This is a genomic window from Sulfurimonas limnophila (assembly GCF_059705345.1).
This window is the reverse complement of sequence record NZ_AP046127.1, coordinates 1,177,617-1,202,387: the sequence shown is the minus strand read 5'-3', so window position 1 is coordinate 1,202,387 and position 24,771 is coordinate 1,177,617. Positions and strand designations below refer to the sequence as shown.

Below are 24,771 nucleotides of genomic sequence, written 5' to 3'. Positions count from 1 at the left end.
TATACTTAAACATTACTAATAATATTTTAGTATATACTTTGCCCATGAATAAATGGATTGAATTATTAAAAAAAAATGACTTAATTGGTATAAAAAAGTATATAAAAAATGGTGCTGATATAAATGAAGCAAATGAGAGCGGAGAGTCAGTATTAGCCTCATCGCTGAGATATAGATGCGATTTTGATTTAGTTATGCTCTTGATTGATAACGGTGCAGATATATTTGACTTTGATGAAGAGGGTGTTAGCATCTTTGATATGGCTGTTACTTATGACAACATAGAGGTAGTTAAGTATCTTATATCTCAAGGAGTTGATGTAAATACTACGCAAAGAAGAAGTAAGTTTACGCCACTTATGGCAGCTGTTTGTTATGGTAGAGTAGATATGGTAGAATTTTTGATAGAGCAGGGCGCAAATACAAAAGCTGTAGATGCAAAGGGCATTAGTGTTATAGACTTTGCAAGAAAAATGAATAAAAAAACAATCTTAAATCTTTTGGGCTATGATAAAGAGGCACCAATAAATAGGAACTATGCGAGATAACTAGACTCTATAAGCTAGTTGTCTAAAAGCTTAACAAAATTTTTGTAGTTTTCTATAATTTTTTGATTTTTTTGATTTTGAGTGTAGAACTCTATAGCTTTTTTTCCAAGTCTTGGTATCTCATTTTTAACAGCCCAACTGCTTATGGTTCCTTCTGGAATCTGCAAAATATTTGCGAGTTCTTTTTGTGTAATACCAAGCTCACTGCAAGCATCTTTAACAATGTTTGATTTTATTTTTTTCTCTTTTTTAAGAGCTTTTGGTTTTAAAATTAGCTCTTCATCTGCTATCATTTCTTCTTTTGATTTTGATGCTTCTTCTTCTAAAACATACGTTTTTTCTCTGTTGTCATCAACCCATTTAAGTACATCAAATCCAGTTACAACCCAATCTCTGCCATTAAATTTTGAAACAAAATCTTGTGTAAATTTTGATATATTATCTCTAGCAAACTCTTCATTTGTGACTTGATAGAGCATTGAAAATGCTAGCTGCTGGGCTCCAAGAGATCTATTTCCCCAGTCAAAGCCATTATAAATAGCAAAAATATCATATCTAAGTGGAAGTTCCAGCTCACCATATGTAATATATTTTGCACCAAGAAGCGTTTTATGCCCTTTAAATGTATGATGATTCTTGTTTACAGTCACAATCATTTGTACCTCTTAAATTTTAAAAGTATAGTGAGAATCACTCTTTTTGTGAAAATTTCTCTTGCTAGAAATAGAAAACCGATAAATAATATAGACAAAAACAGTTATTGTCAAAAGTATGAATAACCAAACTAACATGGCTTTGCTCCTTGATTTTTGTTTGTTTATAATGACAAGTATCGACTATACAAATATTAAATTAAATTATATTGTATCCCGAGTTTTTCAAGATGCTCAATAAATAGATTGAAGTAGCTCTTGACATAGCTCTCGTCCTTAAAACATAAAGATATTTCAACTGATGCGCTGCCATCTTTTAAAATCGGAAGAGATGATAATTCTATCTCTTTTGGAACAATTTTCATAACTTCTATAAGAGTATTCTCACTTGTTTGCGCAAGTAGCGTAAATCTGTATTTTTTTATGCTTTGAGAAAATAAATCTTTGATAACTTCACTTATCATCGGATGAGCCATCTGTGGAAATCCTGGAGTAAAAAAGTATCTATCTTCAAGAGAAAAGCCTGACATGTTGTTTATAGGGTTAAAGAGAAGTTTAGAGTTTTGAGGTAAATCTGACATATGAATTCTATGAGGATAAGCTTCTTCTTTAAATCGCTTTATTATGTCTTGCTCAAATTGCTTATGTCTTTGGAGCGGTTTGTTTGTAAAAACAGTTGCGGCAATCTCTCTTGTTAAATCATCAGGAGTAGCTCCAATACCGCCAAAAGAGAACATGACACTTTTTTCATCCTCTTTTACAAGTTGATAGATACTTTTTATAAGTGCTTCATCGTCTTTTATGATAAAAGAGGCAAAAAGGTCGTGCCCATAATTTTGAAGCTCATTTTTTAAAAACTCAAAGTGCTTATCAACTCTGCGTCCGTTTAGTATCTCGCTGCCAATTATACAAGCGTAAAAGTTCATATTGCTCTCTTGTTTTTTGCCAAATTATAGTTTAGGGATTGTTAGAAGAGTCTTATATAGAGTATAATTGCAGAACTAAATTATAAAAGGTGTTTTTTATGTCTTACGCACAACAATTAGAAGAGCTAATAACTAAGAGTGTTATTCCAGATATCGATGAGAGATTGGATGAGATTTTTGAGGAAATTTCCAATAACAAAGAAGCAAGTGAAGACGCTAAGGAAGAGATAGAAGATCTTAGAGAGTTTAAAGCAGACCTTCAAGATGTACTTCAAGACCTAGCTAGTGGAGATATGGAAGAAGATGAGTGTAAAGAGCTGATTGATGATATTTTAGAGGCTCAAAGTAGTGACGAAGAAGATGATTTTGGATTTGAAGAAGATTAACAAATAATTTAAATAAGTTTATAAAAAGATAAGTCTCTTTTTATAGCTAGTTTTAAATTCGTTTACATATAATTTCATCAACAAAATATATAGGATAATCATGAGAATAATACTACTTGGCGCTCCAGGAGCTGGAAAAGGCACACAGGCTGGATTTTTAACAAAAAGATATAACATCCCTCAAATCTCTACGGGAGATATGCTCAGAGCTGCTATAAAAGCTGGAACTGAAATGGGCAAAATGGCTAAAGAAGCTATGGATACTGGTAAGCTTGTAACTGATGAGATTATTATCGGACTCGTAAAAGATAGAATTGCGGAAGATGATTGTAAAAATGGTTACCTTCTTGATGGTTTTCCTAGAACACTTGCTCAAGCAGACGCTGTTACAAACGCAGGAATTAACATAGACGCAGTAATCGAGATAGATGTTGCTGACTCTGAGATAGTAAGCAGAATGAGCGGTCGCCGTGCTCACTTAGCAAGTGGTAGAACATACCACCTAGTTTATAATCCTCCAAAAATTGACGGCAAAGATGATATAACTGGTGAAGATTTGGTTCAAAGAGACGATGATAAAGAGTCGGTTGTACTCGATCGTCTTAAAGTTTATCACGAACAAACAAGCCCACTAATAGGCTACTATAAAAACCAAGCATCAAAACTTGACACCCTAACTTACATAACAGTAGATGGCACAGCAAAAATAGCTGATGTTGAAGCAGCAATCATCTCTAAACTAGGTTGATAAAATATTTGAAGAGTAGATATAACTATATCTTACTCTTTACAAAACTCCCCATCTCAACAACTATATCTTCAATAGTTCTCTCACCATTTATAACATGTAAAAGATTTTTAGCTTTGTAAAAAGCTTGTATATCAGCCAGTGGTTCTATGTAGATTTTCATGCGGTTATCAAAAACTTCTGTATTGTCATCGGCTCCACGTGCACGACCTAGAACTCTGTCTTTTGCTGTTTCTTCGCTTACGTAAACCTCTATAACACTTATAAGCTCTAAAGATGAATCTACATTTAGATACTCGTCTAGTGCGTTTAATTGCTCAATGCTTCTTGGGTATCCATCTATAATGATGATTGGAGTAGGGGCGTTTTTTATGGCATTTACTATGGTTTCTATTGCTATTTTTATAGGAACAATAAGACCTTTAGATATGTAGCCACCTATCTCTGCACCGAGTTTTGAGTTGCTTGCAACTTCTGCTCTTAACATATCGCCTGTTGAGTAGTGCGTTATGTTTTCATTTTCTTTAGCGATTAACTCTGCATCTGTTGTTTTACCAGAACCTGGGGCGCCGATGATTAGAAATAGTTTTTTCATTTTAGTACTTTTGAGTGGTTTTTTAGTAGCAACAAAGAGTTGCTACTGTGTTGGGGGTTATCTAAGTTTTATATGCAAATCTCTAAGTTGAGTCGCATCAACTTCACTCGGTGCTTTTGTAAGGATACAAGAAGCTTTTTGTGTTTTAGGGAATGCAATAACATCACGGATACTTGATTTTTTAGAAATTAACATCATAAGTCTGTCAAATCCGATAGCAAAACCGCCATGTGGAGGAGCGCCAAATTTTAGAGCATCAAGCAAGAAGCCAAACTTCTCTTTTGCCTCTTCTTCACCGATTCCAAGAAGTTTGAATATCTCTTCTTGCATCTCCTCTTTATGGATACGGATACTTCCGCCACCAAGCTCTGTACCGTTTAAAACGATATCATAAGCGATAGAATCAATCTCTTCTATATCATCTTTATCTGTGTCTTTTGGCTGCGTAAACGGATGGTGAAGCGCTTTTACACGGCCTTCTTCAACTTCAAACATAGGGAAATCAACAACCCACACGAATTCAAAAGCATCTTTATCTACAAGATTCATCTTCTCATGTTCAGCTATAAATATTCTAAGGCGACCCATATAATCCCATACAGTTTTTTTATCACCCGCACCAAAGAAAACAACGTCTCCAACTTTCATACCGAGTCTATCAACTAGAAGTGCGATATCCGCATCTGAGAAAAACTTGATAAGTGGACCTTTGAGACCATCTTCTTTCATCTGGAAGTATCCGAGACCTTGCGCACCAAACTGACGAACAAAATCTTCAAAAGTTTTCATCTCGCGCTTAGAAAACACTAAGTCTGCACCTGGAACTCTAAGAGCTTTTATACGGTTTTTGTGCGGTTGTTTAGCGATATTTGTAAATATTTCGTTATCACATCTCTCAAATATATCGATAACATCAACCATTTTCAGGTCGTATCTAAGGTCTGGTTTATCAGATCCATACCACTCCATAGCATCTCTAAAAGCTATACGGTTAAACGGAGGCTTGATTTCAACGCCACAAGCGCCAAACATTGAGACTAAAAGTTTTTCAGCAATAAGCATTACATCTTCTTGATTACAAAAGCTCATTTCAACGTCTATCTGAGTAAATTCAGGCTGTCTGTCTGCTCTTAAATCCTCATCTCTAAAACACTTTGCGATTTGGAAATATCTATCAAATCCGCCAACCATTAAAAGCTGTTTAAATAGCTGTGGAGATTGCGGAAGTGCGTAAAATTCGCCACTGTGAACACGAGAAGGAACTAGATAATCTCTTGCGCCCTCTGGAGTTGATTTTGTAAGTATCGGAGTTTCAACTTCTAAGAAGCCATTTTCATCTAGTACATTTCTAGCTGCGATTGCTGCTTTTGAACGAAGACGAAAAGTCTCATACATAGCTGGGTCTCTAAGCTCTAAATAACGATACTTAAGTCTTGTCTCTTCACCTACATTTTTATCGCCAATAACAAATGGTGTAGTTGCTGAGCGATTCTCAATGATAATCTCACTAACAACAATCTCAACGGCACCAGTTTTTAGGCGAGGATTTGTAAGTCCTTCCCCGCGGAGGCGAACTTTGCCTTTTGCAACGAGAACAAACTCATCACGAATCGTACTTGCTACTTTGTGAGCAGAAGCACTATCTTCAGGGTCACATGTAAGCTGCATTAAACCGCTTTTGTCTCTTAAATCGATAAAAATAATTCCGCCATGATCACGGTAGCTATTTGCCCAACCAGCTAGAACAACCTCTTGTCCTACGTTTGCTTCACTTAATTCTGTACAATAATGACTTCTCATAGATATAGAGTCCTAGTAAATAATTTTCGCGGATTATATCTAAACTACTCTTATCGTATAATTAGAGAGAGAGGCATTTATTTTTTAGTACTAAAGAGTGTATAATGAACAAAAAAATTTAAAGAGCAATTTTGGATAATAAAACTATAAAAAAAGTTGGCGTTGTTTTAAGACCATCATCCCCGCATTTAAAAAGTGGCTATGAAAAATTAGAAAAAATCTTTAAAAACTACAATATAGAAGTTTTGATAGAAGATAAAAGTGCCAAGATGATTGGTGTTTCTGGACGCAGTTTTAAAAAAATGTGTGAAGAGGCTGATTTTTTAGTAACTTTTGGAGGAGATGGTACGCTTATCTCTACTGTTAGAAGGTCTTTTGATTATGACATTCCGATATTAGGCATATATGCTGGAAATCTCGGCTTTTTGGCTGATTTATCTTTAGATGAACTTGACTCTTTTGTAGAGAAAATAACTCAAAATAGATATAAAATAGATGAGAGAGCAGTTCTTGAAGCAACAGTTATAAAAAATCAAAAAGAGATAAAAATGTACGCTTTTAATGACGTAGTTTTAACTCGCACAAGAGTTTCAAATATGATTCATATTGAGACGCTTGTAAACTCTCGCTCTTTTAACACATACTATGGAGATGGCGTAGTTGTATCTACTCCAACAGGCTCAACTGCATATAACCTCTCAGCTGGAGGACCAGTTCTCTTTCCCATGAGCAATGTTTTTGCTCTAACTCCAATCTGCCCTCATTCACTCACTCAAAGACCAGTTGTTCTACCTGGAAAATTTGCAATAGAGATGAAAACATCAGAAGAGAGAGCTCTCATAATCATAGACGGGCAAGATGTACATGAGCTAGAACTTGGCGAGAGCGTTCATATAAAACTAGCTGCTAAAACAGTTAAACTGATGCACAAAGAGGAGTACAACTACTTTGACGTATTAAAAGAGAAGCTAAGATGGGGCGAGTGATTGTTTGAAAGAAAGTATAATTCGCAAATATTTAAGCAAGGCAGTTAAATGATAGAGAGATTTTACCTAAAAGATTATCTTAGCTTTAAAGAGGTAGAGCTTGAGCTTAGCAGTGGGCTTGTTGTGTTTACGGGTCCAAGTGGAAGTGGTAAGTCAATTTTGATGAGTTCTATTTTATCTTCATTTGGACACACTTCTTGTGAAGCCTCACTTTGTGAATCTAGTGTAGCATGGGAGTTAGACGGCGAAGAGTACGCTGTTGAGAGTGACGATATAAATGTTTTTAAACATATAAAAAAAGAGAAATCAAGATATTTTATAAATAACCAAAGTATCTCAAAAAAAGCGATGAGTGAACTCTCTTCAAGCTACTTAAGACATCTGTCTTTGCGTGATTTTAGCGATTTTGAAAATGAGAATTTACTTCTAATTTTAGATGCTAGAATAAGTATAAGAAATAAAGAGTTGTTGAAGATAAAAAGTGAGTATAAAGAGGCTTTTTTAGAGCATAAAAGAGTTAAAAAAGAGTTGCTTATTATAGAAGATGAGCAAAAAAAGATAGTCGAGCTAAAAGAGTTTGCCTCTTATGAGATAAAAAAAATCGAGATGATAAATCCTAAAATCTCAGAAGACATAGAGCTTTTAGAGATAAAAAAAGAGCTCTCAAAAAAAGAGAAAGTTTTAAAGAGCCTCTCGCAAGCGGATGCTATTTTTGAGCATGAACATTCTGTGTTTAACGCACTTGATTTACTAGATAAAGAGAGCTCTTTTTTTAGTGATGCAATGAATGAGTTAAGAGCAGTTCTAGAGAGCGCACAAGAGAGATTTAGTATGCTTGAAGAGATTGATGTGGAGGAAGTTTTAAACCGCATTGAAGAGCTTAGCGAACTAAAGAGAAGATATGGGAGCATAGAAGAAGCTCTCATATATAAGCAAGAGAAGATTCAAGAGCTTCAAAAGTATGAAAATATAGAGTTTACAAAGGGTGACCTAGAAGCAAGAGTTAAAGAGTTAGATAAAAAAGTAACATATTTAGCTTCAGAACTAAGTAGCGCTCGTTATGAAGAGAGAGACTCTTTTAGTAAAGAGTTAAATAAATATCTAAAAGATTTATATCTACGAGATGCTCTTGTTGAGATTAACGAGAGCGAATTTAGCGCTTTTGGAAAAGATGAGATAACTATAAAACTAAATAGTACTGATTTACAAAAGATAAGCACAGGAGAGTTTAACAGACTAAGACTCGCTATTTTGGCTCTAAAGTCTGAGACCATGAGTAAAGATGGCGGTGTTTTAATTCTTGATGAGATTGATGCAAATCTTAGCGGTGAGGAGTCAATGAGCGTTGCTAAAGTTTTAAAACAGCTCTCAAAACATTTTCAGATATTTGTAATTTCTCATCAGCCACAATTAACATCTATGGGAGACCAACACTTTTTAGTCTATAAAGAGGGTGGTGAATCTTTAGTCAAAGAGCTTGATTTTGAGAGAAGAGTTGAAGAGATAGCTAGGATTATCAGCGGAGAAAGCATAACTCAAGAAGCAAGAGGCTTTGCAAAAGAGCTTTTAAATCTACAAATAAGAGAGTAGAAATGGTAGTTGATACACACGTACATCTTGATGATGAGAGATTTGTAGAGGACTTAAATGAAGTTCTAAATCGTGCAAGGGAAGGTGGGGTAGAGCGTTTTATAATTCCTGGCGCAGATCCATTAAATCTGCAAAGAGCTATCTCAATAGCACAGAAGAACAGTGATGTATATTTTGCTGTTGGTGTTCATCCATATGATATGGATTCTTTTAACGATAACGATTTTAAAGACTTTCTTATGCACGAGAAGTGTGTAGCAGTTGGAGAGTGTGGGCTGGATTACTTCAGGCTTGATGGTAGCGAAGAGGAAAAAGAGGCAGAAAAAGTGAGACAAAAAGAGCTCTTTGTTACTCAAATAGAACTTGCAAAGAAGTATAAAAAACCTCTAATAGTTCATATAAGAGATGCTTCAAGAGACTCAAAAGAGTTACTTTTAAAGCACAATGCGTCAGAAGTTGGCGGTGTTTTGCACTGCTATAATGCCGATGAAGAGCTTCTTAGTTTGGCAAAAGAGGGCTTTTATTTTGGGATAGGCGGTGTTTTGACATTTAGCAATGCAAAAAAACTCATTCAAGTGTTACCAAAAATCCCACTTGAAAAACTTTTAATCGAAACCGATGCTCCATATTTGACACCAACTCCCCACAGAGGCAAGAGAAATGAGCCTCTTTATACACAGTTTGTGGTAAAAAAAATAGCAGAACTTTTAGAAATTACAGAGCAGAAAATAGAAGAAATAAGTACAAAAAATGCTTTTAAACTTTTTCATATTTCTTAGTATCAGCAGTTCTTATTATATTATTAATAATTTTTAGATAAAATCAATCTTCAAATTTATTAAAGAGGAGCTGCAAAATTGAAATATATCTTTATGTTTTTTTTCCCACTTTTGCTCAGCGCAAACCTTTCTTACCTTACAAATCAGACTAAAGAGATAGCAATATTGGAGTCTTTCGACATAGAAGCTTCTTTCTTATATGACCCAATTATGAACCAGATGAAAAATTCTCAAAGAGATATTTATTCAGATCAACAATTTTTTCAAGCCATGGATGAGGCATATATTTTTATACCTGCAATTAAAAATATATTGGCAAAATATAACATACCACCTGAATTTCTTTTTTTGGCAATGGCTGAATCTAGTTTTTCAACAAAAGCATATTCTGTAAAACGAGCATCTGGTTTGTGGCAGTTTATGCCTGAAACTGCTAAGTTATATGGGTTAAGAATCGATCAGTATGTTGATGAGAGAAGAGATCTGATAAAGTCAACAGAAGCAGCTGCAAAATATCTTAGTAAACTTTATGATAAGTTTGGCAAGTGGTATTTAGCCGCAATTGCTTATAACTGCGGTGATGGAAGACTCTCTAGAGCCATAAAAAATGCAAATAGTGATGAGCTCTCAGTTTTGCTAAATCCACAAAAGCAATATATACCAAAAGAGAGTAGATTTTACATAAGAAAAGTTGTCTCTCTTGCAATGATAGGAAATGATGAGCAGTTTTTATTAAATAGTGAATATGAGTACCTTTTAAATAGAGCAAATGCATACTCTATCTCCACGGTTCAAGTACCAAGAGGAGAATCTCTAAAGAGAGTTTCATCGCTTATTGATATTCCATTAGAAGAGTTACAAAAATTAAACAGACATCTAAAACATGACTTCGCACCACCATATCTAAATAGCTACAATATCTATATTCCATATATAAAACTATCTGCATTTAAACAAAAGTATTTTGAAGAGAAACTAAATAAATTTTATAGAGTTCATATAGTTGCAAGAGGTGACAGTCTTTACAGTATAGGTAAAAAATATAATGTTAGCCATATGACTATTAAAGATTTTAATGCTCTAAAGGGAGATAGACTAAGTTTAAATCAGAAGCTTATTATTCCTATAAGCATTAAGGGTGACAATCAAAGAATTAGCGGAAATTTTCCCTATTCTATGAAAAAAGGAGAGAGTATAAAATCTCTTCTTGAGTCAACTAAAGCAAATATTTAAAAAATAACTATAAAGATTATAACGCATGAATAAATTGTATATATTTTCAACTCTATTAGTGCTTCTGCTTATTACAGGGTGTAGCACAAGGGGTACAAGAGTTTATACATCTTCAGATTCACCAACTAGCTACTCTTCAAGTAAAAACGCTTATAACTCATCTGTAGATAAAAAAAATTATAGTCACCCAACAATGAGACCTTATGAGATAAGAGGAATAAAGTATTACCCTACTGTAGTAAGCGTTGGAGATGAGTTTGATGGTTTTGCCAGTTGGTATGGTCCTGATTTTCATGGCAAACTAACTTCTAATGGCGAAACTTACAATATGTATGATATGACAGCTGCTCATAAAACACTACCTATGAATACAATAGTGAAAGTAACAAATCAGAGAAATAAGAAAAGTGTAGTTGTAAGAATAAACGATAGAGGTCCATTTATCGAGAGAAGAATTATAGATCTCTCAAACACAGCAGCAAAAAAGATAGATATGCTTGGTGCTGGAACGGCTCCAGTTAAGGTTGAAGTTCTTGGTTTCCACTCAAAAGACAAAAGAGATATTCCACTTGAAAAAGATTTACAAATATCGCCTCCAGATCAAGTTATTGATGGATTTGCACTACAAATTGCATCTTTTTCAAGAGTTGAGGGTGCTATTGAAACACAACAAAAGTATAATAAGACTGACGGATACGAGACAATTATAAAAGATATGCAGACACAAAGTGGTAGAATGTTTAAAGTATGGCTAAAAGGCTTCAGAAGTGAACAAGAGGCTAGAGACTACCTTGCATTAGGTAATTTTAAAGGCTCATTTATAGTGAGAGAGGATTAAGATGATTAGTAAAAGCAGAAAAACAAAAGAGACGGATATTACTGTTTCGTTAGATGTAAATGGTAGTGGCAAAAGTAAAATAGATACGGGTGTTGGATTTTTAGACCACATGCTTGATAGTTTTTCAAAACACTCTTTGATTGATATCGAGATTATATGCAAGGGTGATACACATATAGATGATCACCATAGCGTAGAAGATATAGGAATCGTTCTTGGTGCACTTATCGCAGAAGCAATCTACCCAGTTGCAAATATGGAGCGTTTTGGAAGTGCAAATATAGTTATGGATGAGGCTTGTGTAAGTTGTGATTTAGATCTCAGCAATAGACCTTATTTGGTTTATAATGTTGATGTTACTGGAAAAGTAGGGCAATTTGACACAGAGCTTGTAGAAGAATTTTTTAGAGCTTTTGTATTAAATGCAAGAATAAGCACACATATAGTTCTTCTTAGAGGTAAAAATAAACATCATATTATCGAAGCAGCTTTTAAGGCTCTTGCCGTAGCAATTCGCCGTGCAATGCAAAAAAATGATAGAGTTGGAATTCCAAGCACGAAAGATGTTCTTTGATTAAGTTGATTGTGCTTGATGTTGATGGATGTATGAGTGATGGAAAAATAATATATCACTCTGATGGCTCTGAGACAAAAAACTTCAATGTCAAAGATGGTTTAGCAATCAGCTCATGGATAAAAATGGGTTTAAATGTAGCAATAATCACAGGAAGAGACTCTAAAATAGTAGAAAAAAGAGCCACAGAGCTTGGAATTAAATATCTTTTTCAAGGTATTAAAGATAAGCAGAGCGTACTCAAAGAGCTTATTGATTCTTTGGGCTTAAAGTATTATGAAGTTGGTGCAATCGGCGATGATTTAAATGACTTTAAAATGCTGCGCAGTGTCGGCAGAAGCTTTACTCCAAAAGATGGCGTAAAAGAGATTAGAGAGATAGTTGATACAACTTTAACGCATAATGGCGGAGATGGAGCAGTCAGGGAGATGATAGATACTCTCGTTGATGAGAATGATTTAAGAGAGCAATTTATGGCTCTTTGGTTATAATAATATGAATATAAACTATTTTTTTCTTATTATCTCTTTTTCTCTTATGATGATACTTTTTTTATTTAAACCTTTGGAGATTAAAGAGAGCTCTTTTGGAGATGTTGAACTCTTCAGTATCTCATCATTTACTATGTATGAATTTGACTCTCATGGTCTTATTACGTTAATGAATGGCACAAAAGCTATTAGATACAGTGATAGATACAGAGTTGATGATATAGATTATACAGATAACTCTAAAGAGTATGTTGCAAATATGAAATCAAATAGTGGAATTTATAAAGGTGATATCGTATATCTTGATGGAGATATTGTCTATGTACGAGAAGATGGTTTAACATTTGAGACACAAAAAGCGACATATAACAAAAAAACAAGCATAGCTATTGCTGATGGAGACTATCTTCTATACAGAGGAGCGAATAGAGTAATAGGAAAAGGGCTGCATTATAATAGCTCCCTTGAGAAAGTTGCATCAAAAAATGTAACTGCAAAATATCAACTAAAAGAGAGATAAATGAAAAAAAGAGTTTTAATAATAATTTTATTGGCAACATCACTTTTTGCGCAAGAGTTACAAATAAAAGCAAAACTTTTTAACGCAGATCAAAAAGCTGGAATTTCTATATTTGAAGGCGATGTTAACATCATCAAGGGAGCTGATGAGTTGAATGCCTCAAAAGTAACCATTCACACAAATAGTAATCAAGAGCCTACTAAATTTATAGCTGAGGGTAACTCTTCGTTTAAGATAAAAACTTTAGAAGGTTCTTTATATACTGGAAAAGCTCATAAAGTAATCTATCTTCCACAAACAAAAGAGTACTACTTTTATCAAGATGTGCATCTAAAACAGATAGATGACAAAAAAGAGATAATAGGGGATGAAGTTATTTTAAAAACTATCGAAGGCAAAGCATATGCGAAAGGTGCAGAAAAAGAGCCTGTAATTATGATTTTTAATATGCCAGAAGATCAAAATAAGACAAAAGATGACAAGAAAGAAAACAAATGATTGAGATTGTAGAGGCAAAGTTTATTACATCTGCCCCAAATATAAGTGCTGCGCCACCTAGTGATGAGCATAATGAGGTTGTTTTTATGGCTCGTTCAAACGTTGGTAAGAGCTCTCTGCTTAATGCGCTCTCAAACCATAAAGGCTTGGCTAAAGTCTCATCAACACCTGGTAAAACAAGACTTATAAACTACTTTGATGTAACTTTCATAAACAGAGAAGATAGCACAAAAAGTTTAGCTAAGTTTGTTGACTTACCTGGATTTGGCTATGCAAAAGTAGCAAAATCTATCAAATATGATTGGGAGAGAAACTTAACAGACTATATAGCACTAAGAAAACAGATTAAAATTTTTATACATCTTGTCGATTGCAGACACCCTTTTTTAGAAATAGATAAATCTGTAAGTGATTTTTTGCTTGAGTGTGCAAACCCTACTCAACATATAGTTCAGATTTTTACCAAAGTAGATAAGCTTAATCAAAAAGAGCAAAATGAGTTAAGAAGAATTTTTCCAGAGGCTCTTATGGTTTCTAGCTCCAAGAAAAAGGGAATGTCAAAAGTGGTAACGCTTATTTACGATATTTTAAATGAGAAGGAACAGGAGCATGTCAATGAAGATTGAATTAACAAATGCAAAACTCTCAGATATACAAGAGATGCAAAGATTAGTAGCAGCTGAAGTCGAGGCTGGTGTTATTCTTGCAAGAAGTTCAGACGAGATTGCAACAAATATCAGGTCTTATATTTTAGCTAAAGATGACTCAGAGATAGTTGGATTTTGTGCTCTTCATATTCATACACCAACGCTTGCTGAGATCAGATCTCTTGTTGTAAAAGATGGAAGAAGAGGTCAAGGAATAGGGCAGAGTTTAGTTACAAAAGCAACAGATAATGCAAAAATATTAGGACTTCAAAAAGTGCTTAGTTTGACTTATAAGCAATCTTTTTTTGAAAATCTAGGTTTTATTGAGATTCCAAAAGAGTCACTTCCAGAACATAAAATATGGGCAGACTGTATTAAATGTAAACATTTTCCAATATGCAACGAAGTCTCTCTTATAAAAACCCTCTAGCAATATACCTTTATGGTGTATTGTTTCTTCTGTATACTGCACTAAGCGGTATATATCTTTTTTTACCACCATTACTTACGGTGCTTTACTTCTATTTTTCAAAATCACTTAAAAAAGAGGACTCGATAACTCTTTTTCTTGTCATTTTTTGTCTCTTACTTTTTGAATCAGAAAATAGCTATGTTTTATTTAGCACTATAATTTATTTTTCAATTTTACATAAATATATTATTCCAAAAATAGTTAAAAGCTCTAGCTGTACAGCATGTATAAATTTTATGATTGTTGTTTTTGTATATATAGGCTTTTTTCTTTTTTACTCGTTTTTGTCAAATATTTTTTTATTTCCACTACCTAGTATAAACTACTATGTAATTTACTATATAGTTATTGAATTTTTAATTTTGAGCATATTATGAAAATAAAATTTATACTTTTTATCTTTGCGTCTCTATGGCTTGCTCTTTTGGTGAGAGTGTTTTTTCTCTCAGTTCAATCAAACAGTTATTACGAGAAGCTATCATATAACAATACAATTAAAATAGAACAGATACCGCCAGTAAGGGGCGAGATAGTTGATATAAACAATAGACCTATTGCAATTAATGAGCTTGGATTTAAGATACAACTAGCGCCTCATTTAGGGCTTGAGAAAAACTCTGAAGTTTTTGAAGATGAGCTAAATAAACTAATATCTTTACTGCCTAACTTAGATAAAGAGAAGATAATTAAAGAGTATAAAAAGGTTGATTCATATTACAACCATAACTTTATTGACATAGTTGATTTTGTATCATATGAGCAGATTATGCCTATATACTCGATTTTAAGCCTAAGAGAAAACATAAATATTGTCTCATCTCCAAAGAGATACTATCCATATAGCGAAATAGGCGCACATGCTATTGGCTACGTTGGACGTGCAAATAAAGATGATGTCGCAGATGATAATCTTGTTAAGCTAATTGGATACAGCGGTAAATCTGGCATTGAGAAATACTATAATGAATATCTTCAAGGATTATCTGGAAAAAGAGAGATTAAAGTAAATGCAAATAACCAAGAAGTAGAAGAATTATCAAGCCAAAAACCTTCTGAGGACACAAAGCTTACTTTAAATATTGATATTGAACTTCAAAAATATATATCATCACTCTTTGTGAACAAGGCTGGAGCAGTTATTGTTATGGCAATGAATGGTGCTATTTTGTCTGCTAGTAGTTTTCCAGAGTATGATTTGAATACTTTTGTAACTGGTATAAGCAATGAGGTCTGGGATAAGCTCTCAAATAGCCTTGATAAACCTTTTACAAATAAGCTTATCCATGGACTTTATCCTCCTGGTTCAGTTATAAAAACAGGTCTTGGACTACTCTATATAACTTCACCAGAAGTTGGTCCAAACTTTAATGTGTTTTGTACAGCTTCTATGCCACTTGGCTCACGTGTATTTAGATGCTGGAAGAAAGATGGGCATGGAAGTACAGATATAAAAAAAGCCATTAGAGAGAGTTGTGATGATTTTTTTTATAAAGGTAGCCTAAGGCTTGGAATAGAGAAAATGAGCGATGGTCTTATGCGATATGGGCTTGGAAAAAAAACAGGTGTTGATTTACCAAATGAATTTATAGGTACGGTTCCATCTCGTGAGTGGAAAAAAAAGAAGTATAATAAACCATGGTACATAGGTGAAACAGTAAACACGTCGATTGGGCAGGGCGATTTCTTAACGACTCCTATGCAAATAGCACAGTTTACAGCACTTATGGCTACTGGCAAACTACCAGTTCCGCATTTTGCAAATACGATAGGAGACAAAGTCGTTGAGCCAGAACTACAAGATGTACTTACTGAAAATGAGCTAAAGAGGCTGCCCACAATTCAAAGAGCAATGTATGAGGTTTGTAATGTCCCAGGCGGAACAGCTACAAACTACCTTAGAACAAAAGTTAAAGTTGCTGGTAAAACTGGAACTGCTCAAGTTGTTGGGATACTTCAAGATATTAAAGAGAGAGAGTTAGAACATACGATGGAGTACTACACTCGTTCACATGCTTGGTTTACAACATATGGTCCATATGACAATCCTCAGTATGTAGTTTTAGCTATGGTTGAGCATGGCGGACATGGTGGAGCTGCAACTGGAGATATTGTATCTGGAATCTATAATAAACTCTTAGAGCTTGGGTATATAAAACAAGAGATAGAAGATAAAAAGTAGTACGCTTCAGAGATGAGTGTTCATCTCTAAGGGGTATATTAAAAAGAGTTAAGTAGAAAAAGAGCAAGTATTGTTAATAAAAATATTGCTCCTGTTTTGTTATAAAGTCTGTTTGCTGTAATGAAAAGAAGAGTAATGGAGACACCAATCATCACATAAATGTCAAATTGTGAAGTAATTAAGTTTACAGTTAATGGATTTATTATTGATGCAGCCCCTAAAACCATAGAAAAGTTAGCAACATTTGAGCCTATAATATTTCCTATACCCATCTCTGCATTTCCATTTTTTACGGCAGTTAAAGAGACTACAAGTTCAGGCAAAGAGGTACCGAGTGCGATAAGAAACAATCCGATAATCCACTCGCTTACGCCAAACACTCTAGCTATATTTGTTCCGCTCTCAACAACAAAATTTGCACCGCCAATGGTTAGTACAAATCCTACGCTCAAAAGCAGAATAGTTTTTGACCAATTAAACTTCTCTTTAACTAAATCTTCGTCTATTGCATCTTCAAAATCATCTTTTGGACCAGTAAACAGAAATATAATATATGAAACCATTATTAAGAGAAATAAAACCCCATCAGCTCTGCTTATAGTGCTATCTTGAATCATCAACATGAAAACAACAACAGGCACTGCAATCCAAGCACTATCTTTTTTAAAGATGTCTCGCTCTGGGTTCATATTTTTTGATATAAAAAACACAACTCCTAAAATAAGTGCTATATTGAAAATATTGCTACCGACAACATTCGCTATAGCCATCTCACTTTTGCCTCCATATGATGCCATCATTGAAGCCGCCATCTCTGGCATTGAAGTTCCAAACGCTACAAGAGTAGCACCGATAACGTAGTGTGATATATTGAAATGAAGAGCTATTCTTTGTGACTCGTTTATAACAAAATCTGCTCCATAAATAAGCGCAGCCATCGCAACTGTAAAAATGATAAAATCCATATACTCTTAGCCCTCTGTTCTAATTATTAAGCTTTGAGGCAAATTAAAATCTTTTATAATTTTTGCCTCCTCTTCTCGCATCTCTCCATCGTCAACTTCGTGGTCATATCCAAGAAGATGAAGTACTCCATGTATAAAAAGAAGCGCAAATTCGTCATCATTTGTGTGCCCAAGCTCTTTTGATTTCTCTTGTATGAACGAGGAGCATATAACGATACTTCCTAAAGGACTAAGCGGCATTTCCTCATAAGGAAAACTTAATACATCTGTTGCTTTATCAATGTTTCTATGAGTTTTGTTAATCTCTCTCATCTCGTTTTCATCTGTAATAATCAACTCTATTTCTTTATTGCTAAGAGAAGAGGCGATAGCTTCTATCGTCTCTATTTGGAGGGTTAGCGAGGTTCTGTTGTCAAATTCTATCAAGTTATATACTCTACCTTAACCAGCTAAATTTAGGTTAGTCCCTAACCCTGTTTTTTGTGCAACATCTTTTTGAGATGCTTCTTTTGCTGATTCTAAAACTTTTAAGACATCTCGCTCTTGTATCTCAGTAGCTTTTTTGATAGCTTCTACTCCAACTGATGATTGAGTAGTTGTATTTGATGATGAAACTTCCATGATATCCCCTTTTCTTTTGAATATTAGGGCATTATATTAGGTATTGCATTTAATGAAGGTTAAAATAATATGCTAGAATTGCTTTATGAAATTAGAAAATAAAAAAGCAATTTGCATTATGAGTGGCGGAATGGATTCCACACTAGGGGCCTATATGGTCAAAGAGATGGGCTATGAGATTATAGCTTTGCACTTTAATTATGGGCAAAGAACTATGGATAAAGAGCTATCTTGTTTTAAGAAGATATGTGACGCACTTGATGTTAAGAAGAGCTATGTCCTAGATTTAGATTTTTTCTCTCAAATAGGAGCATCAGCTCTTACAGATAAAAGCATAGAAGTGCCTACAAATGGCGTAGAAGAGGGCGTTCCAGTTACTTATGTGCCATTTAGAAATGGTATATTTTTAAGTATATCAAGTGCGTTAGCAGAAAAAGAGGGTGCAGAAATTATCTCTATCGGCGTTGTACAAGAGGATAGTAGCGGTTACCCAGACTGTACAGAATCTTTCATCGCCAGTATGGAGAAGAGCATAAGTCTAGGTACAAAAGATGAGACAAAAATTAAAATATATATGCCTCTAGTTCATCTTAGTAAATCTCAGATAGTTGAACAAGCACTTAGACTTAATGTTCCACTTGAACTTACTTGGAGTTGTTATAAAGATGAAGATAAAGCTTGTGGAGTTTGTGATAGCTGTCGTCTGAGACTAAATGGATTCAAAAGAGCAAATGCAAAAGACCCAATTGAATACAAGTAAGATAAATTTTAACGATTTGGAGATTTTGCATCTACAAAAACCAACTCTAAAAAATAGTTACATAAGTGTAAAAAAAAATGGAGAGATACTCCTTAAAACCCCAAAAGTATCTAGCGCATTTATTCAAAAACTTCTTATTCAAAGAGAGCCTTGGATAAGAAAACAGTTGAAAAATATAGAGTCTTTTAACTCTTTGAGTATAAATTTTCAAGATGAAGTTTTACTATTTGGTGAGATTTTTAGTATCGATAGTGATGAAGCAGAGGAGCTTAGAGAGTCTCTTGCAAAAATTGACACTTCAAATGAAGAGGCTATTTTAAAGTGCTATTATAGATTTTATAAAAGTTTTGCAACTTTTTACTTAACGCAAAGAGTAGAGTATTTTGCAGAGGTTATGAAACTTAGTTTCAGTGAGATAAAATTTAAGAAAATGCGAAGTAGATGGGGAAGTTGTAGCTCTAGAGGGGTTATAACTTTAAATATAGAACTAGTAAAGATAGATAAAAAACTTATAGATTTTATAGTAGTCCATGAGCTTTCACATCTTGTACATATGAATCACTCAAAAAAATTTCACGCTCATGTTTGTGAGTATATACCAGAGGCAAAAGCCCTAAACAGAGAGCTTAAAGCGATTCATCTTTTATAAAGTATTCGGTGTTGTATCTACTTGATGGTGACCACATCATCCATCCGTTAGTATTAATCTCCTTGGTTGCTCTTATCTGCTCTTTTATCTCAAACTCTCCATAGCGACGCTTTTCATGTGCATAATCTTTAAAGTATTGTAGCCATGGTCTAACTCTCTTTGTATCAATTCGATCTTCAATATTTTTAATACTTCTGTAAATTACTGCGTGTGGATGATTTGATGGATTTTTAAAATAAAATGAACCACTTGCAAATCCAGATGGATAGAGCATTGGAGCTAAATAATCTACATGCGCCTCCATTGAACTCACTGTTTGACCAATATTGTTGTCATCTTTTGTCCAGCATATGTTTCCATAAGTGTCCGCCGAAATAAAGACACCATATTTTCTAAGTCTATCTTGTGCCAAATTTAAAAAATCGCCAATTGCTTTTATACGATTTTCTTGTGTGCTCTCTTTTGAGTAAAGTAGCCCGTCTTTCGCAGGAAATCGTACATAGTCAAAATTTATCTCATCAAAGCCTACTTTTGCAGCTTCTTGTGCAATTGAGATAATGTAGTTATGCGCTCTTATGTCAAATGGATCAACCCATGCCATATTATCGTGGTTTCTCCAGATAGTTCCATCTCTATTTTTTATTGCATAATCTACATTATTTGTAGCTTGAAGTTCATCTTTGAACGCCACTATTCTTGCAATTGTATATATATTTTTAGTTTTTAGAAGTGACATAAACTCCTGAATATCTCTATTTATGACACTTTTATCAGCACCATATCTGTTTGCTTGTTCAAAAGATGTCTTAAATGAGGTATATCCATACTCATTCTTAACATCAACAACAACTGTATTTATCTCAGTATCATCTATTATTTTTAAAATATCTCTTAGCTTTGGAGATTTATTACTTGTATGCCAAAAACCCAAATATAGAGCTTTTACAACGATAGGTTCTAGTTTAAAAACACTACCTTTTGAATCTAGTGTAATTTTGTATGGTCTATATCCACATGCTTTTACATGTAATGGTCTCTCAAGACTATTTATCGTAAAACTCCCATTGATATCACTTTTAACACTTAAAACAGAATCGCTGATAGTTACATCTTTTATAGGTTTTAAGCTAACTGCATCAATGATATTTGCGCTAAAAGAGGCAAAAAGTATGTTTTGTAAAAGTAGTGAACTTAGTAGAAAAATTTTCATTAATTTATCTTTTCTTATAAGTTATCTAACATTTAAAAAGTATCGAAGACTAGCATCGCTCCACTCTTTAGAGAGACTTAGATGTTTTTGTATAGATTCATTTACTATCTCAAAATCTCTATTTTTTTGACTAAGCTCATTAAGAACTTCTTTGAGAGCAACTTTTCCAGCTTCAATTACATCAAGAGGAAACTGTTTTATCTCTATATTTAATTCGCGAAGGCGCTTGAGTGCATGAATATTTTCATAGTGAAACTCGTACGTCATATTTGAGTTCATCTCATTAGATGCCACTTCTATCATACTTTTATGTTCAGATGCTAATTTATTCCAGAACTGCTTATTGAAAGTAAGTTCAAGTATAGAGCCTGGTTCATGCCATCCAGAGTAGTAATATGGCGCTACTTTATAAAATCCCATCTTTATATCAAGGGCAGGTCCAACCCACTCAGTAGCGTCAATTACACCTCTCTCAAGAGAAGTATAAATCTCTCCAGCGGGAAGAAGGACAGAGTTTACACCCATCTTTGAAAAAACCTCTCCACCAAGTCCAGGAATCCTCATCTTGAGTCCATTCATATCTGAGAGCAAATTTATCTCTTTTCTAAACCATCCACCCATTTGGATATTTGTATTTCCACCCATAAAAGGATAGAGGTTGTACTTTGCATAGTGCTCTCTCCATAGCTCTAGACCTCCGCCAAAAAGCATCCATGAGTTTATCTCTTCAGAAGTAAAACCAAAAGGGATACCACTATATAGTGAAAAGGCGCTATTTTTTCCCTTCCAGTAGTATGGACCAGAGTGAAAAGCATCTATCTGCCCACTACTTGCGGCATCAAACACGGCAAGGTCTGGAACAAGTACATTTTTAGGATAGATTTTTATCTCTAAAGAGCCACCGCTTATATCATTGACTCTTTGTGCAAATTTCTCAACACCAACGCCCATTATTGGAAAACTCCCAGGCCAACTTGTTGCTAGTTTTATAACAGTTTTTTTATTTCTATTTATGTTTACTCTTTTTTCATCACCACTTTTAGCTTTTGGATGCTTAGAGTAGTCAATAGCCTCTCGATTGGTATCATTGCATCCGCTTAGCGCTAATGCCGCTGATGCAGTAGTAGCGGTTGTTATAAAATCTCTTCTGTTCATGGGGTTGTACCTTAAAAATCTATTGTTAGTTGTGTTTGACTTACAAGTGGTCTGCTTAAAATTGACTTATCAACACCTACAATTAGGGCAAAGTTAAACAGCGTATTTCTTAAAATATTTATAATCTCTTTTTCGTTTTTATATCTTAATATATTTTTACTATCTTTTGAGTCTGTTCCATAAGGCAAGATAAAAATTGTATTTGCCCATGAAGCATGACGCTCTAAAAAAGAGATTTGCTCTTCTATAAGCTCTATATTTGGCTCAAAAATAAGTACCTTATCGCTTGTGCCAAAGTTTTTTATCTCAAATCTTTTATTTGTAAATACTGGCTCAAAATGTTCAATCGGAGTGAATTTTTTTAGTTTATACTCAACTTTTAGAGTTTTATATAGATGCAAAAGCTCTTCTAGGTAAGGAATAAAAAATGGTGAAATAAGCTGTCTCTCATAAAAAACATTGTCATATATAAAAGATGTTTCAAAAAGAGTCTGCTCCATTATCTCAATTGGCTCAAAAGTTGCAATTGGCATTTTTTTGATAACAGCAAATATATCTTTAGCGGTCAAAGCAGAGCTAAAGAGTAAGGTAGTGCCTATTTCTGCTTCTGAAATAGTTCTAAAAATAGATCTTAAATCTCCAGAAATAGTACGGAAGTTCGGCAGTGTTATCACTTGCATAGAGAGTTTTAGGATAATCTCGTTGCACTCATAAGCAACAATCTCTCTCTCGATAGTTTTAAAACGGATAAGTTTTTTAAGAGCGCTATCTAAGCTATCTGCTTTAATCCAAGCAATTTCATTATCACTGATTTGTGCAGGTTTATCAAAGATAACCCCATAAGCACCGTTCTCAACTGCAAGTGGAATATCTTGCGTGTTATACGCAAAAAAAAGGTCACCTCTCTTTATCTTGAGCGCTTCAAAAACAATATTTTCAAAGCTATGAACACAAGGCTCATTGATAATGGTAGTTTGAGTAAGTGCTAGAAAGTTTTCAAGTCTCATCCAATTGGCGTGCCTACTTTTTTAGGTTTCTCAGGTCTAATTAAACATAGACCATCTTCATCTTTAGCAGCAAGAAGCATTCCCTCTGAGACCATTCCCATAAGTTTTGCAGGTTTTAGGTTGGCAACAACACAAACTTGAGTGTTTATTAGAGACTCTGCACTATAAAACTCTCTTATTCCAGCTACAACTTGTCTGAGTTTTTCTTCGCCCAAATCAACTTGAAGTTTTAGAAGTTTTTTACTTTTTTCAACTTCCTCTGCCTTTATTACAGTTCCAACTTTAAGAGAAGTTTGAAAAAATTGCCCAATTTCTATAAGATTGTCATCTTCACACAGACTTTGCTCTGCAGCCTTCACGCTCTCTTTTGTAATATTTGGTTGAGCAAGTGGAGCCTCAGCCATAAGCGGTTCTTCAACACGAGGAAATAGCGGTGGAACTGGCTTGATATTAAATAGTTTTAGTAGTTTTTTCTCTACTATAAGCTCATTATAGCTCTCATGGGAAATAGCGAAGTTTAGGGCATCCGCAATAGTATTTGTAGTGTTTGGCATGATTGCGTGGAGCATAAGAGAGGCTTTTGCTAAGATATTTGCAACAAGAGCTACAGTAGCTAATGCTTCATCTTTTTTATCATCTTTCATCTTAACCCATGGAGCATGCTCTTCAATAGCTTTGTTTCCAATAGAGAATAGCTTCCATAGCTCTTCTAAGTAGCGATGTGTCTGAAAGTTTTGCATAAAAGCATCAAGAGAATCAAGTACGATATTCATCGCATCAATCTCTTTTTTATGATATTTTAAAACATCCACACTATCTATCTCAAAGTCTGAGTATTTGCCACTCATCCCGATGATACGGTTTAGTAAGTTTCCCAAATCATTACTAAGCTCAGAGTTTATTCTATCTATGAATGCTCTTTGAGAAAAGTCTCCATCTTGCCCAAATGGAACCTCTCTAAGCATAAAGTATCTTAGGTTTTCTGTTCCATACACGTCAGCAACTTGTTTTGGAGAGATAACATTTCCTTTTGATTTACTCATCTTCTCGCCATCTCTAGTCCACCATCCATGAGCACCTATGTGTTTTGGAAGAGGCAAATCTAGGCTCATTAAAAATGCTGGCCAGTAGATCGCATGAAAACGGAGTATATCCTTTCCAACAAACTGCACAGATGCTGGCCAATAACGCATATTTTCTTCTGTAGTTCCATATCCAAGAGCTGTTATATAGTTCATAAGAGCATCAAGCCAAACATACATAACGTGTTTGTCATCTTTTATCGATTCTGGCATACCAACACCCCATGTAAAAGATGTTCTTGTGACCGACAAATCTCTAAGTCCGCCTTTTACAAAGTTTATAACTTCATTTGCACGAGAACGTGGAAGGATAAAATCAGGGTTCTCTTCATAGTGCTTTAAAAGGGCATTTTCATACTTTGAGAGTCTAAAAAAGTAGCTCTCCTCTTTGACGATATTTGTACTTCTGCCACAATCAGGGCAAAATTCGCCATCTACTAGTTGAGTTTCGGTAAAAAAAGTCTCACAGCTTACACAGTAGTGACCTTCATAAAAATCTTTATATATATCACCTTTAGCATACATAACTTCAAAAGCTCTCTGCACACCTTTTTTATGGGACTCATCAGTTGTACGAATAAACTTATCGTAACTTATCTCAAACTCATCCCAAAGATTTTTAAAAGTAGCGCTTATCTCATCTGCAAACTCTTGTGTTGGTTTAGAATTCTTTTGAGCAGACTCTTCTATCTTTTGACCATGCTCATCTGTACCAGTTAAAAAATAGGTATCTTCACCTTTAAGCTTCTCGTATCTAGCCATAGTATCAGCTATGAAAGTAGTGTATGCATGCCCAATATGCGCCTCTCCGTTAACATAGTAGATAGGTGTTGTAATGTATTTACTCAATTTTTATCCT

Annotated in this window: 28 protein-coding genes; 17 read left to right on the top strand and 11 right to left on the bottom strand. The window is 34.4% G+C overall.

The genetic code is table 11. From position 1 onward, the window contains the following. Positions 1 to 44 precede the first annotated feature (44 nt). Positions 45 to 548, top strand: coding sequence for an ankyrin repeat domain-containing protein (locus AC6H33_RS06125; RefSeq protein ID WP_497603999.1), 504 nt, complete (start codon positions 45 to 47; stop codon positions 546 to 548). Between the two features lie 14 nt (positions 549 to 562). Here the strand turns inward: AC6H33_RS06125 and AC6H33_RS06120 are convergent, their stop codons facing one another. Together AC6H33_RS06120 and AC6H33_RS06115 are read right to left on the bottom strand one after the other, a co-directional pair. Continuing rightward, complete coding sequence (locus AC6H33_RS06120; RefSeq protein WP_497603998.1) at positions 563 to 1,204, bottom strand: DUF6166 domain-containing protein; 642 nt, start codon at positions 1,202 to 1,204, stop codon at positions 563 to 565. A 191-nt stretch (positions 1,205 to 1,395) separates the two neighbouring features. Then, positions 1,396 to 2,127, bottom strand: a complete 732-nt coding sequence (locus AC6H33_RS06115) for a competence/damage-inducible protein A (RefSeq protein ID WP_497603997.1) — start codon at positions 2,125 to 2,127, stop codon at positions 1,396 to 1,398. 98 nt (positions 2,128 to 2,225) lie between these two features. Here AC6H33_RS06115 and AC6H33_RS06110 point away from each other — a divergent pair, with 98 nt between their 5' ends. Together AC6H33_RS06110 and adk are read left to right on the top strand one after the other, a co-directional pair. Beyond that, complete coding sequence (locus AC6H33_RS06110; RefSeq protein ID WP_497603996.1) at positions 2,226 to 2,513, top strand: hypothetical protein; 288 nt, start codon at positions 2,226 to 2,228, stop codon at positions 2,511 to 2,513. Positions 2,514 to 2,613: 100 nt separating this feature from the next. Then, on the top strand, positions 2,614 to 3,261 hold the full coding sequence (gene adk, locus AC6H33_RS06105) for an adenylate kinase (RefSeq protein ID WP_497603995.1): 648 nt from the start codon (positions 2,614 to 2,616) through the stop codon (positions 3,259 to 3,261). Positions 3,262 to 3,286: 25 nt separating this feature from the next. Here adk and AC6H33_RS06100 read toward each other — a convergent pair whose 3' ends face one another. Beyond that, positions 3,287 to 3,856 carry an adenylate kinase gene (locus tag AC6H33_RS06100; protein ID WP_497603994.1) on the bottom strand — a complete coding sequence of 190 codons (570 nt, stop codon included), beginning with the start codon at positions 3,854 to 3,856 and terminating at the stop codon, positions 3,287 to 3,289. A gap of 57 nt (positions 3,857 to 3,913) precedes the next feature. Further along, the gene (gene aspS, locus AC6H33_RS06095; RefSeq protein WP_497603993.1) at positions 3,914 to 5,656 is read right to left on the bottom strand and encodes an aspartate--tRNA ligase; all 1,743 of its coding nucleotides are present in this window, start codon (positions 5,654 to 5,656) and stop codon (positions 3,914 to 3,916) included. Positions 5,657 to 5,787: 131 nt separating this feature from the next. On the opposite strand from aspS, the gene AC6H33_RS06090 reads away from it, so the two are divergent. From AC6H33_RS06090 to mrdA, 12 genes are all read left to right on the top strand, one after another. After that, positions 5,788 to 6,642: an NAD(+)/NADH kinase gene (locus tag AC6H33_RS06090; protein ID WP_497603992.1), complete on the top strand. Its 855-nt coding sequence runs from the start codon at positions 5,788 to 5,790 to the stop codon at positions 6,640 to 6,642. Between the two features lie 48 nt (positions 6,643 to 6,690). Next, a complete protein-coding gene (locus AC6H33_RS06085) occupies positions 6,691 to 8,232 on the top strand; it encodes an AAA family ATPase (RefSeq protein ID WP_497603991.1) in 1,542 nt (513 codons plus the stop codon). 2 nt (positions 8,233 to 8,234) lie between these two features. Then, positions 8,235 to 9,011 (top strand): TatD family hydrolase, encoded by a 777-nt coding sequence (locus AC6H33_RS06080; RefSeq protein WP_497603990.1) that lies wholly within the window; start codon positions 8,235 to 8,237, stop codon positions 9,009 to 9,011. 78 nt (positions 9,012 to 9,089) lie between these two features. Next, positions 9,090 to 10,244, top strand: coding sequence for a lytic transglycosylase domain-containing protein (locus AC6H33_RS06075; protein WP_497603989.1), 1,155 nt, complete (start codon positions 9,090 to 9,092; stop codon positions 10,242 to 10,244). A 25-nt stretch (positions 10,245 to 10,269) separates the two neighbouring features. Continuing rightward, on the top strand, positions 10,270 to 11,082 hold the full coding sequence (locus tag AC6H33_RS06070; protein ID WP_497603988.1) for a septal ring lytic transglycosylase RlpA family protein: 813 nt from the start codon (positions 10,270 to 10,272) through the stop codon (positions 11,080 to 11,082). Between the two features lies 1 nt (position 11,083). Then, positions 11,084 to 11,656, top strand: coding sequence for an imidazoleglycerol-phosphate dehydratase HisB (hisB, locus tag AC6H33_RS06065; RefSeq protein WP_497603987.1), 573 nt, complete (start codon positions 11,084 to 11,086; stop codon positions 11,654 to 11,656). Continuing rightward, on the top strand, positions 11,653 to 12,147 hold the full coding sequence (locus AC6H33_RS06060; protein ID WP_497603986.1) for a KdsC family phosphatase: 495 nt from the start codon (positions 11,653 to 11,655) through the stop codon (positions 12,145 to 12,147). The genes hisB and AC6H33_RS06060 overlap by 4 nt, the downstream gene beginning before the upstream one ends. A gap of 4 nt (positions 12,148 to 12,151) precedes the next feature. Further along, the gene (lptC, locus tag AC6H33_RS06055) at positions 12,152 to 12,667 is read left to right on the top strand and encodes an LPS export ABC transporter periplasmic protein LptC (RefSeq protein ID WP_497603985.1); all 516 of its coding nucleotides are present in this window, start codon (positions 12,152 to 12,154) and stop codon (positions 12,665 to 12,667) included. Next, on the top strand, positions 12,668 to 13,165 hold the full coding sequence (lptA, locus tag AC6H33_RS06050; protein WP_497603984.1) for a lipopolysaccharide transport periplasmic protein LptA: 498 nt from the start codon (positions 12,668 to 12,670) through the stop codon (positions 13,163 to 13,165). Beyond that, the gene (gene yihA / locus AC6H33_RS06045; protein WP_497603983.1) at positions 13,162 to 13,791 is read left to right on the top strand and encodes a ribosome biogenesis GTP-binding protein YihA/YsxC; all 630 of its coding nucleotides are present in this window, start codon (positions 13,162 to 13,164) and stop codon (positions 13,789 to 13,791) included. Before lptA ends, yihA begins: the two co-directional genes overlap by 4 nt. Beyond that, positions 13,781 to 14,242: an N-acetyltransferase gene (locus AC6H33_RS06040; protein WP_497603982.1), complete on the top strand. Its 462-nt coding sequence runs from the start codon at positions 13,781 to 13,783 to the stop codon at positions 14,240 to 14,242. Before yihA ends, AC6H33_RS06040 begins: the two co-directional genes overlap by 11 nt. 415 nt (positions 14,243 to 14,657) lie before the next feature. After that, positions 14,658 to 16,463, top strand: a complete 1,806-nt coding sequence (gene mrdA / locus AC6H33_RS06035) for a penicillin-binding protein 2 (RefSeq protein ID WP_497603981.1) — start codon at positions 14,658 to 14,660, stop codon at positions 16,461 to 16,463. A gap of 38 nt (positions 16,464 to 16,501) precedes the next feature. Here the strand turns inward: mrdA and AC6H33_RS06030 are convergent, their stop codons facing one another. The 3 genes from AC6H33_RS06030 to AC6H33_RS06020 are packed head-to-tail and all read right to left on the bottom strand — an operon-like array spanning position 16,502 to position 18,049. Further along, a complete protein-coding gene (locus AC6H33_RS06030; protein ID WP_497603980.1) occupies positions 16,502 to 17,428 on the bottom strand; it encodes a calcium/sodium antiporter in 927 nt (308 codons plus the stop codon). Positions 17,429 to 17,434: 6 nt separating this feature from the next. Then, complete coding sequence (gene ybeY, locus AC6H33_RS06025) at positions 17,435 to 17,854, bottom strand: rRNA maturation RNase YbeY (protein WP_497603979.1); 420 nt, start codon at positions 17,852 to 17,854, stop codon at positions 17,435 to 17,437. Between the two features lie 15 nt (positions 17,855 to 17,869). Beyond that, positions 17,870 to 18,049 (bottom strand): hypothetical protein, encoded by a 180-nt coding sequence (locus AC6H33_RS06020; RefSeq protein WP_497603978.1) that lies wholly within the window; start codon positions 18,047 to 18,049, stop codon positions 17,870 to 17,872. A gap of 85 nt (positions 18,050 to 18,134) precedes the next feature. Between AC6H33_RS06020 and queC the strand changes: the two genes are divergently transcribed. Both queC and AC6H33_RS06010 read left to right on the top strand, forming a co-directional pair. Continuing rightward, the gene (gene queC / locus AC6H33_RS06015; protein ID WP_497603977.1) at positions 18,135 to 18,809 is read left to right on the top strand and encodes a 7-cyano-7-deazaguanine synthase QueC; all 675 of its coding nucleotides are present in this window, start codon (positions 18,135 to 18,137) and stop codon (positions 18,807 to 18,809) included. Then, a complete protein-coding gene (locus AC6H33_RS06010) occupies positions 18,796 to 19,458 on the top strand; it encodes a M48 family metallopeptidase (RefSeq protein ID WP_497603976.1) in 663 nt (220 codons plus the stop codon). The genes queC and AC6H33_RS06010 overlap by 14 nt, the downstream gene beginning before the upstream one ends. Here the strand turns inward: AC6H33_RS06010 and AC6H33_RS06005 are convergent. From AC6H33_RS06005 to metG, 4 genes are read right to left on the bottom strand one after another with little or no spacing between them, the layout of a single operon-like run. Continuing rightward, positions 19,436 to 20,668, bottom strand: a complete 1,233-nt coding sequence (locus tag AC6H33_RS06005; protein WP_497603975.1) for a putative glycoside hydrolase — start codon at positions 20,666 to 20,668, stop codon at positions 19,436 to 19,438. The genes AC6H33_RS06010 and AC6H33_RS06005 overlap by 23 nt on opposite strands. Positions 20,669 to 20,689: 21 nt before the next feature. After that, positions 20,690 to 21,823, bottom strand: a complete 1,134-nt coding sequence (locus AC6H33_RS06000; protein WP_497603974.1) for a TRAP transporter substrate-binding protein — start codon at positions 21,821 to 21,823, stop codon at positions 20,690 to 20,692. 11 nt (positions 21,824 to 21,834) lie between these two features. Next, positions 21,835 to 22,830 (bottom strand): hypothetical protein, encoded by a 996-nt coding sequence (locus AC6H33_RS05995; protein ID WP_497603973.1) that lies wholly within the window; start codon positions 22,828 to 22,830, stop codon positions 21,835 to 21,837. After that, the gene (metG, locus tag AC6H33_RS05990) at positions 22,827 to 24,761 is read right to left on the bottom strand and encodes a methionine--tRNA ligase (RefSeq protein ID WP_497603972.1); all 1,935 of its coding nucleotides are present in this window, start codon (positions 24,759 to 24,761) and stop codon (positions 22,827 to 22,829) included. Before metG ends, AC6H33_RS05995 begins: the two co-directional genes overlap by 4 nt. Positions 24,762 to 24,771: the final 10 nt, after the last annotated feature.

Coding starts and splice junctions, on each gene's coding strand:
- lptA (WP_497603984.1), top strand. CDS start 12,668: ATGAAAAAAAGAGTTTTAATAATAATTTTATTGGCAACATCACTTTTT.
- AC6H33_RS06100 (WP_497603994.1), bottom strand. CDS start 3,856: ATGAAAAAACTATTTCTAATCATCGGCGCCCCAGGTTCTGGTAAAACA.
- AC6H33_RS06030 (WP_497603980.1), bottom strand. CDS start 17,428: ATGGATTTTATCATTTTTACAGTTGCGATGGCTGCGCTTATTTATGGA.
- AC6H33_RS06005 (WP_497603975.1), bottom strand. CDS start 20,668: ATGAAAATTTTTCTACTAAGTTCACTACTTTTACAAAACATACTTTTT.
- AC6H33_RS06115 (WP_497603997.1), bottom strand. CDS start 2,127: ATGAACTTTTACGCTTGTATAATTGGCAGCGAGATACTAAACGGACGC.
- adk (WP_497603995.1), top strand. CDS start 2,614: ATGAGAATAATACTACTTGGCGCTCCAGGAGCTGGAAAAGGCACACAG.
- lptC (WP_497603985.1), top strand. CDS start 12,152: ATGAATATAAACTATTTTTTTCTTATTATCTCTTTTTCTCTTATGATG.
- aspS (WP_497603993.1), bottom strand. CDS start 5,656: ATGAGAAGTCATTATTGTACAGAATTAAGTGAAGCAAACGTAGGACAA.
- AC6H33_RS06120 (WP_497603998.1), bottom strand. CDS start 1,204: ATGATTGTGACTGTAAACAAGAATCATCATACATTTAAAGGGCATAAA.
- mrdA (WP_497603981.1), top strand. CDS start 14,658: ATGAAAATAAAATTTATACTTTTTATCTTTGCGTCTCTATGGCTTGCT.
- AC6H33_RS06040 (WP_497603982.1), top strand. CDS start 13,781: ATGAAGATTGAATTAACAAATGCAAAACTCTCAGATATACAAGAGATG.
- queC (WP_497603977.1), top strand. CDS start 18,135: ATGAAATTAGAAAATAAAAAAGCAATTTGCATTATGAGTGGCGGAATG.
- yihA (WP_497603983.1), top strand. CDS start 13,162: ATGATTGAGATTGTAGAGGCAAAGTTTATTACATCTGCCCCAAATATA.
- AC6H33_RS06020 (WP_497603978.1), bottom strand. CDS start 18,049: ATGGAAGTTTCATCATCAAATACAACTACTCAATCATCAGTTGGAGTA.
- AC6H33_RS06085 (WP_497603991.1), top strand. CDS start 6,691: ATGATAGAGAGATTTTACCTAAAAGATTATCTTAGCTTTAAAGAGGTA.
- AC6H33_RS06000 (WP_497603974.1), bottom strand. CDS start 21,823: ATGAACAGAAGAGATTTTATAACAACCGCTACTACTGCATCAGCGGCA.
- AC6H33_RS05995 (WP_497603973.1), bottom strand. CDS start 22,830: ATGAGACTTGAAAACTTTCTAGCACTTACTCAAACTACCATTATCAAT.
- hisB (WP_497603987.1), top strand. CDS start 11,084: ATGATTAGTAAAAGCAGAAAAACAAAAGAGACGGATATTACTGTTTCG.
- AC6H33_RS06080 (WP_497603990.1), top strand. CDS start 8,235: ATGGTAGTTGATACACACGTACATCTTGATGATGAGAGATTTGTAGAG.
- AC6H33_RS06125 (WP_497603999.1), top strand. CDS start 45: ATGAATAAATGGATTGAATTATTAAAAAAAAATGACTTAATTGGTATA.
- AC6H33_RS06110 (WP_497603996.1), top strand. CDS start 2,226: ATGTCTTACGCACAACAATTAGAAGAGCTAATAACTAAGAGTGTTATT.
- AC6H33_RS06070 (WP_497603988.1), top strand. CDS start 10,270: ATGAATAAATTGTATATATTTTCAACTCTATTAGTGCTTCTGCTTATT.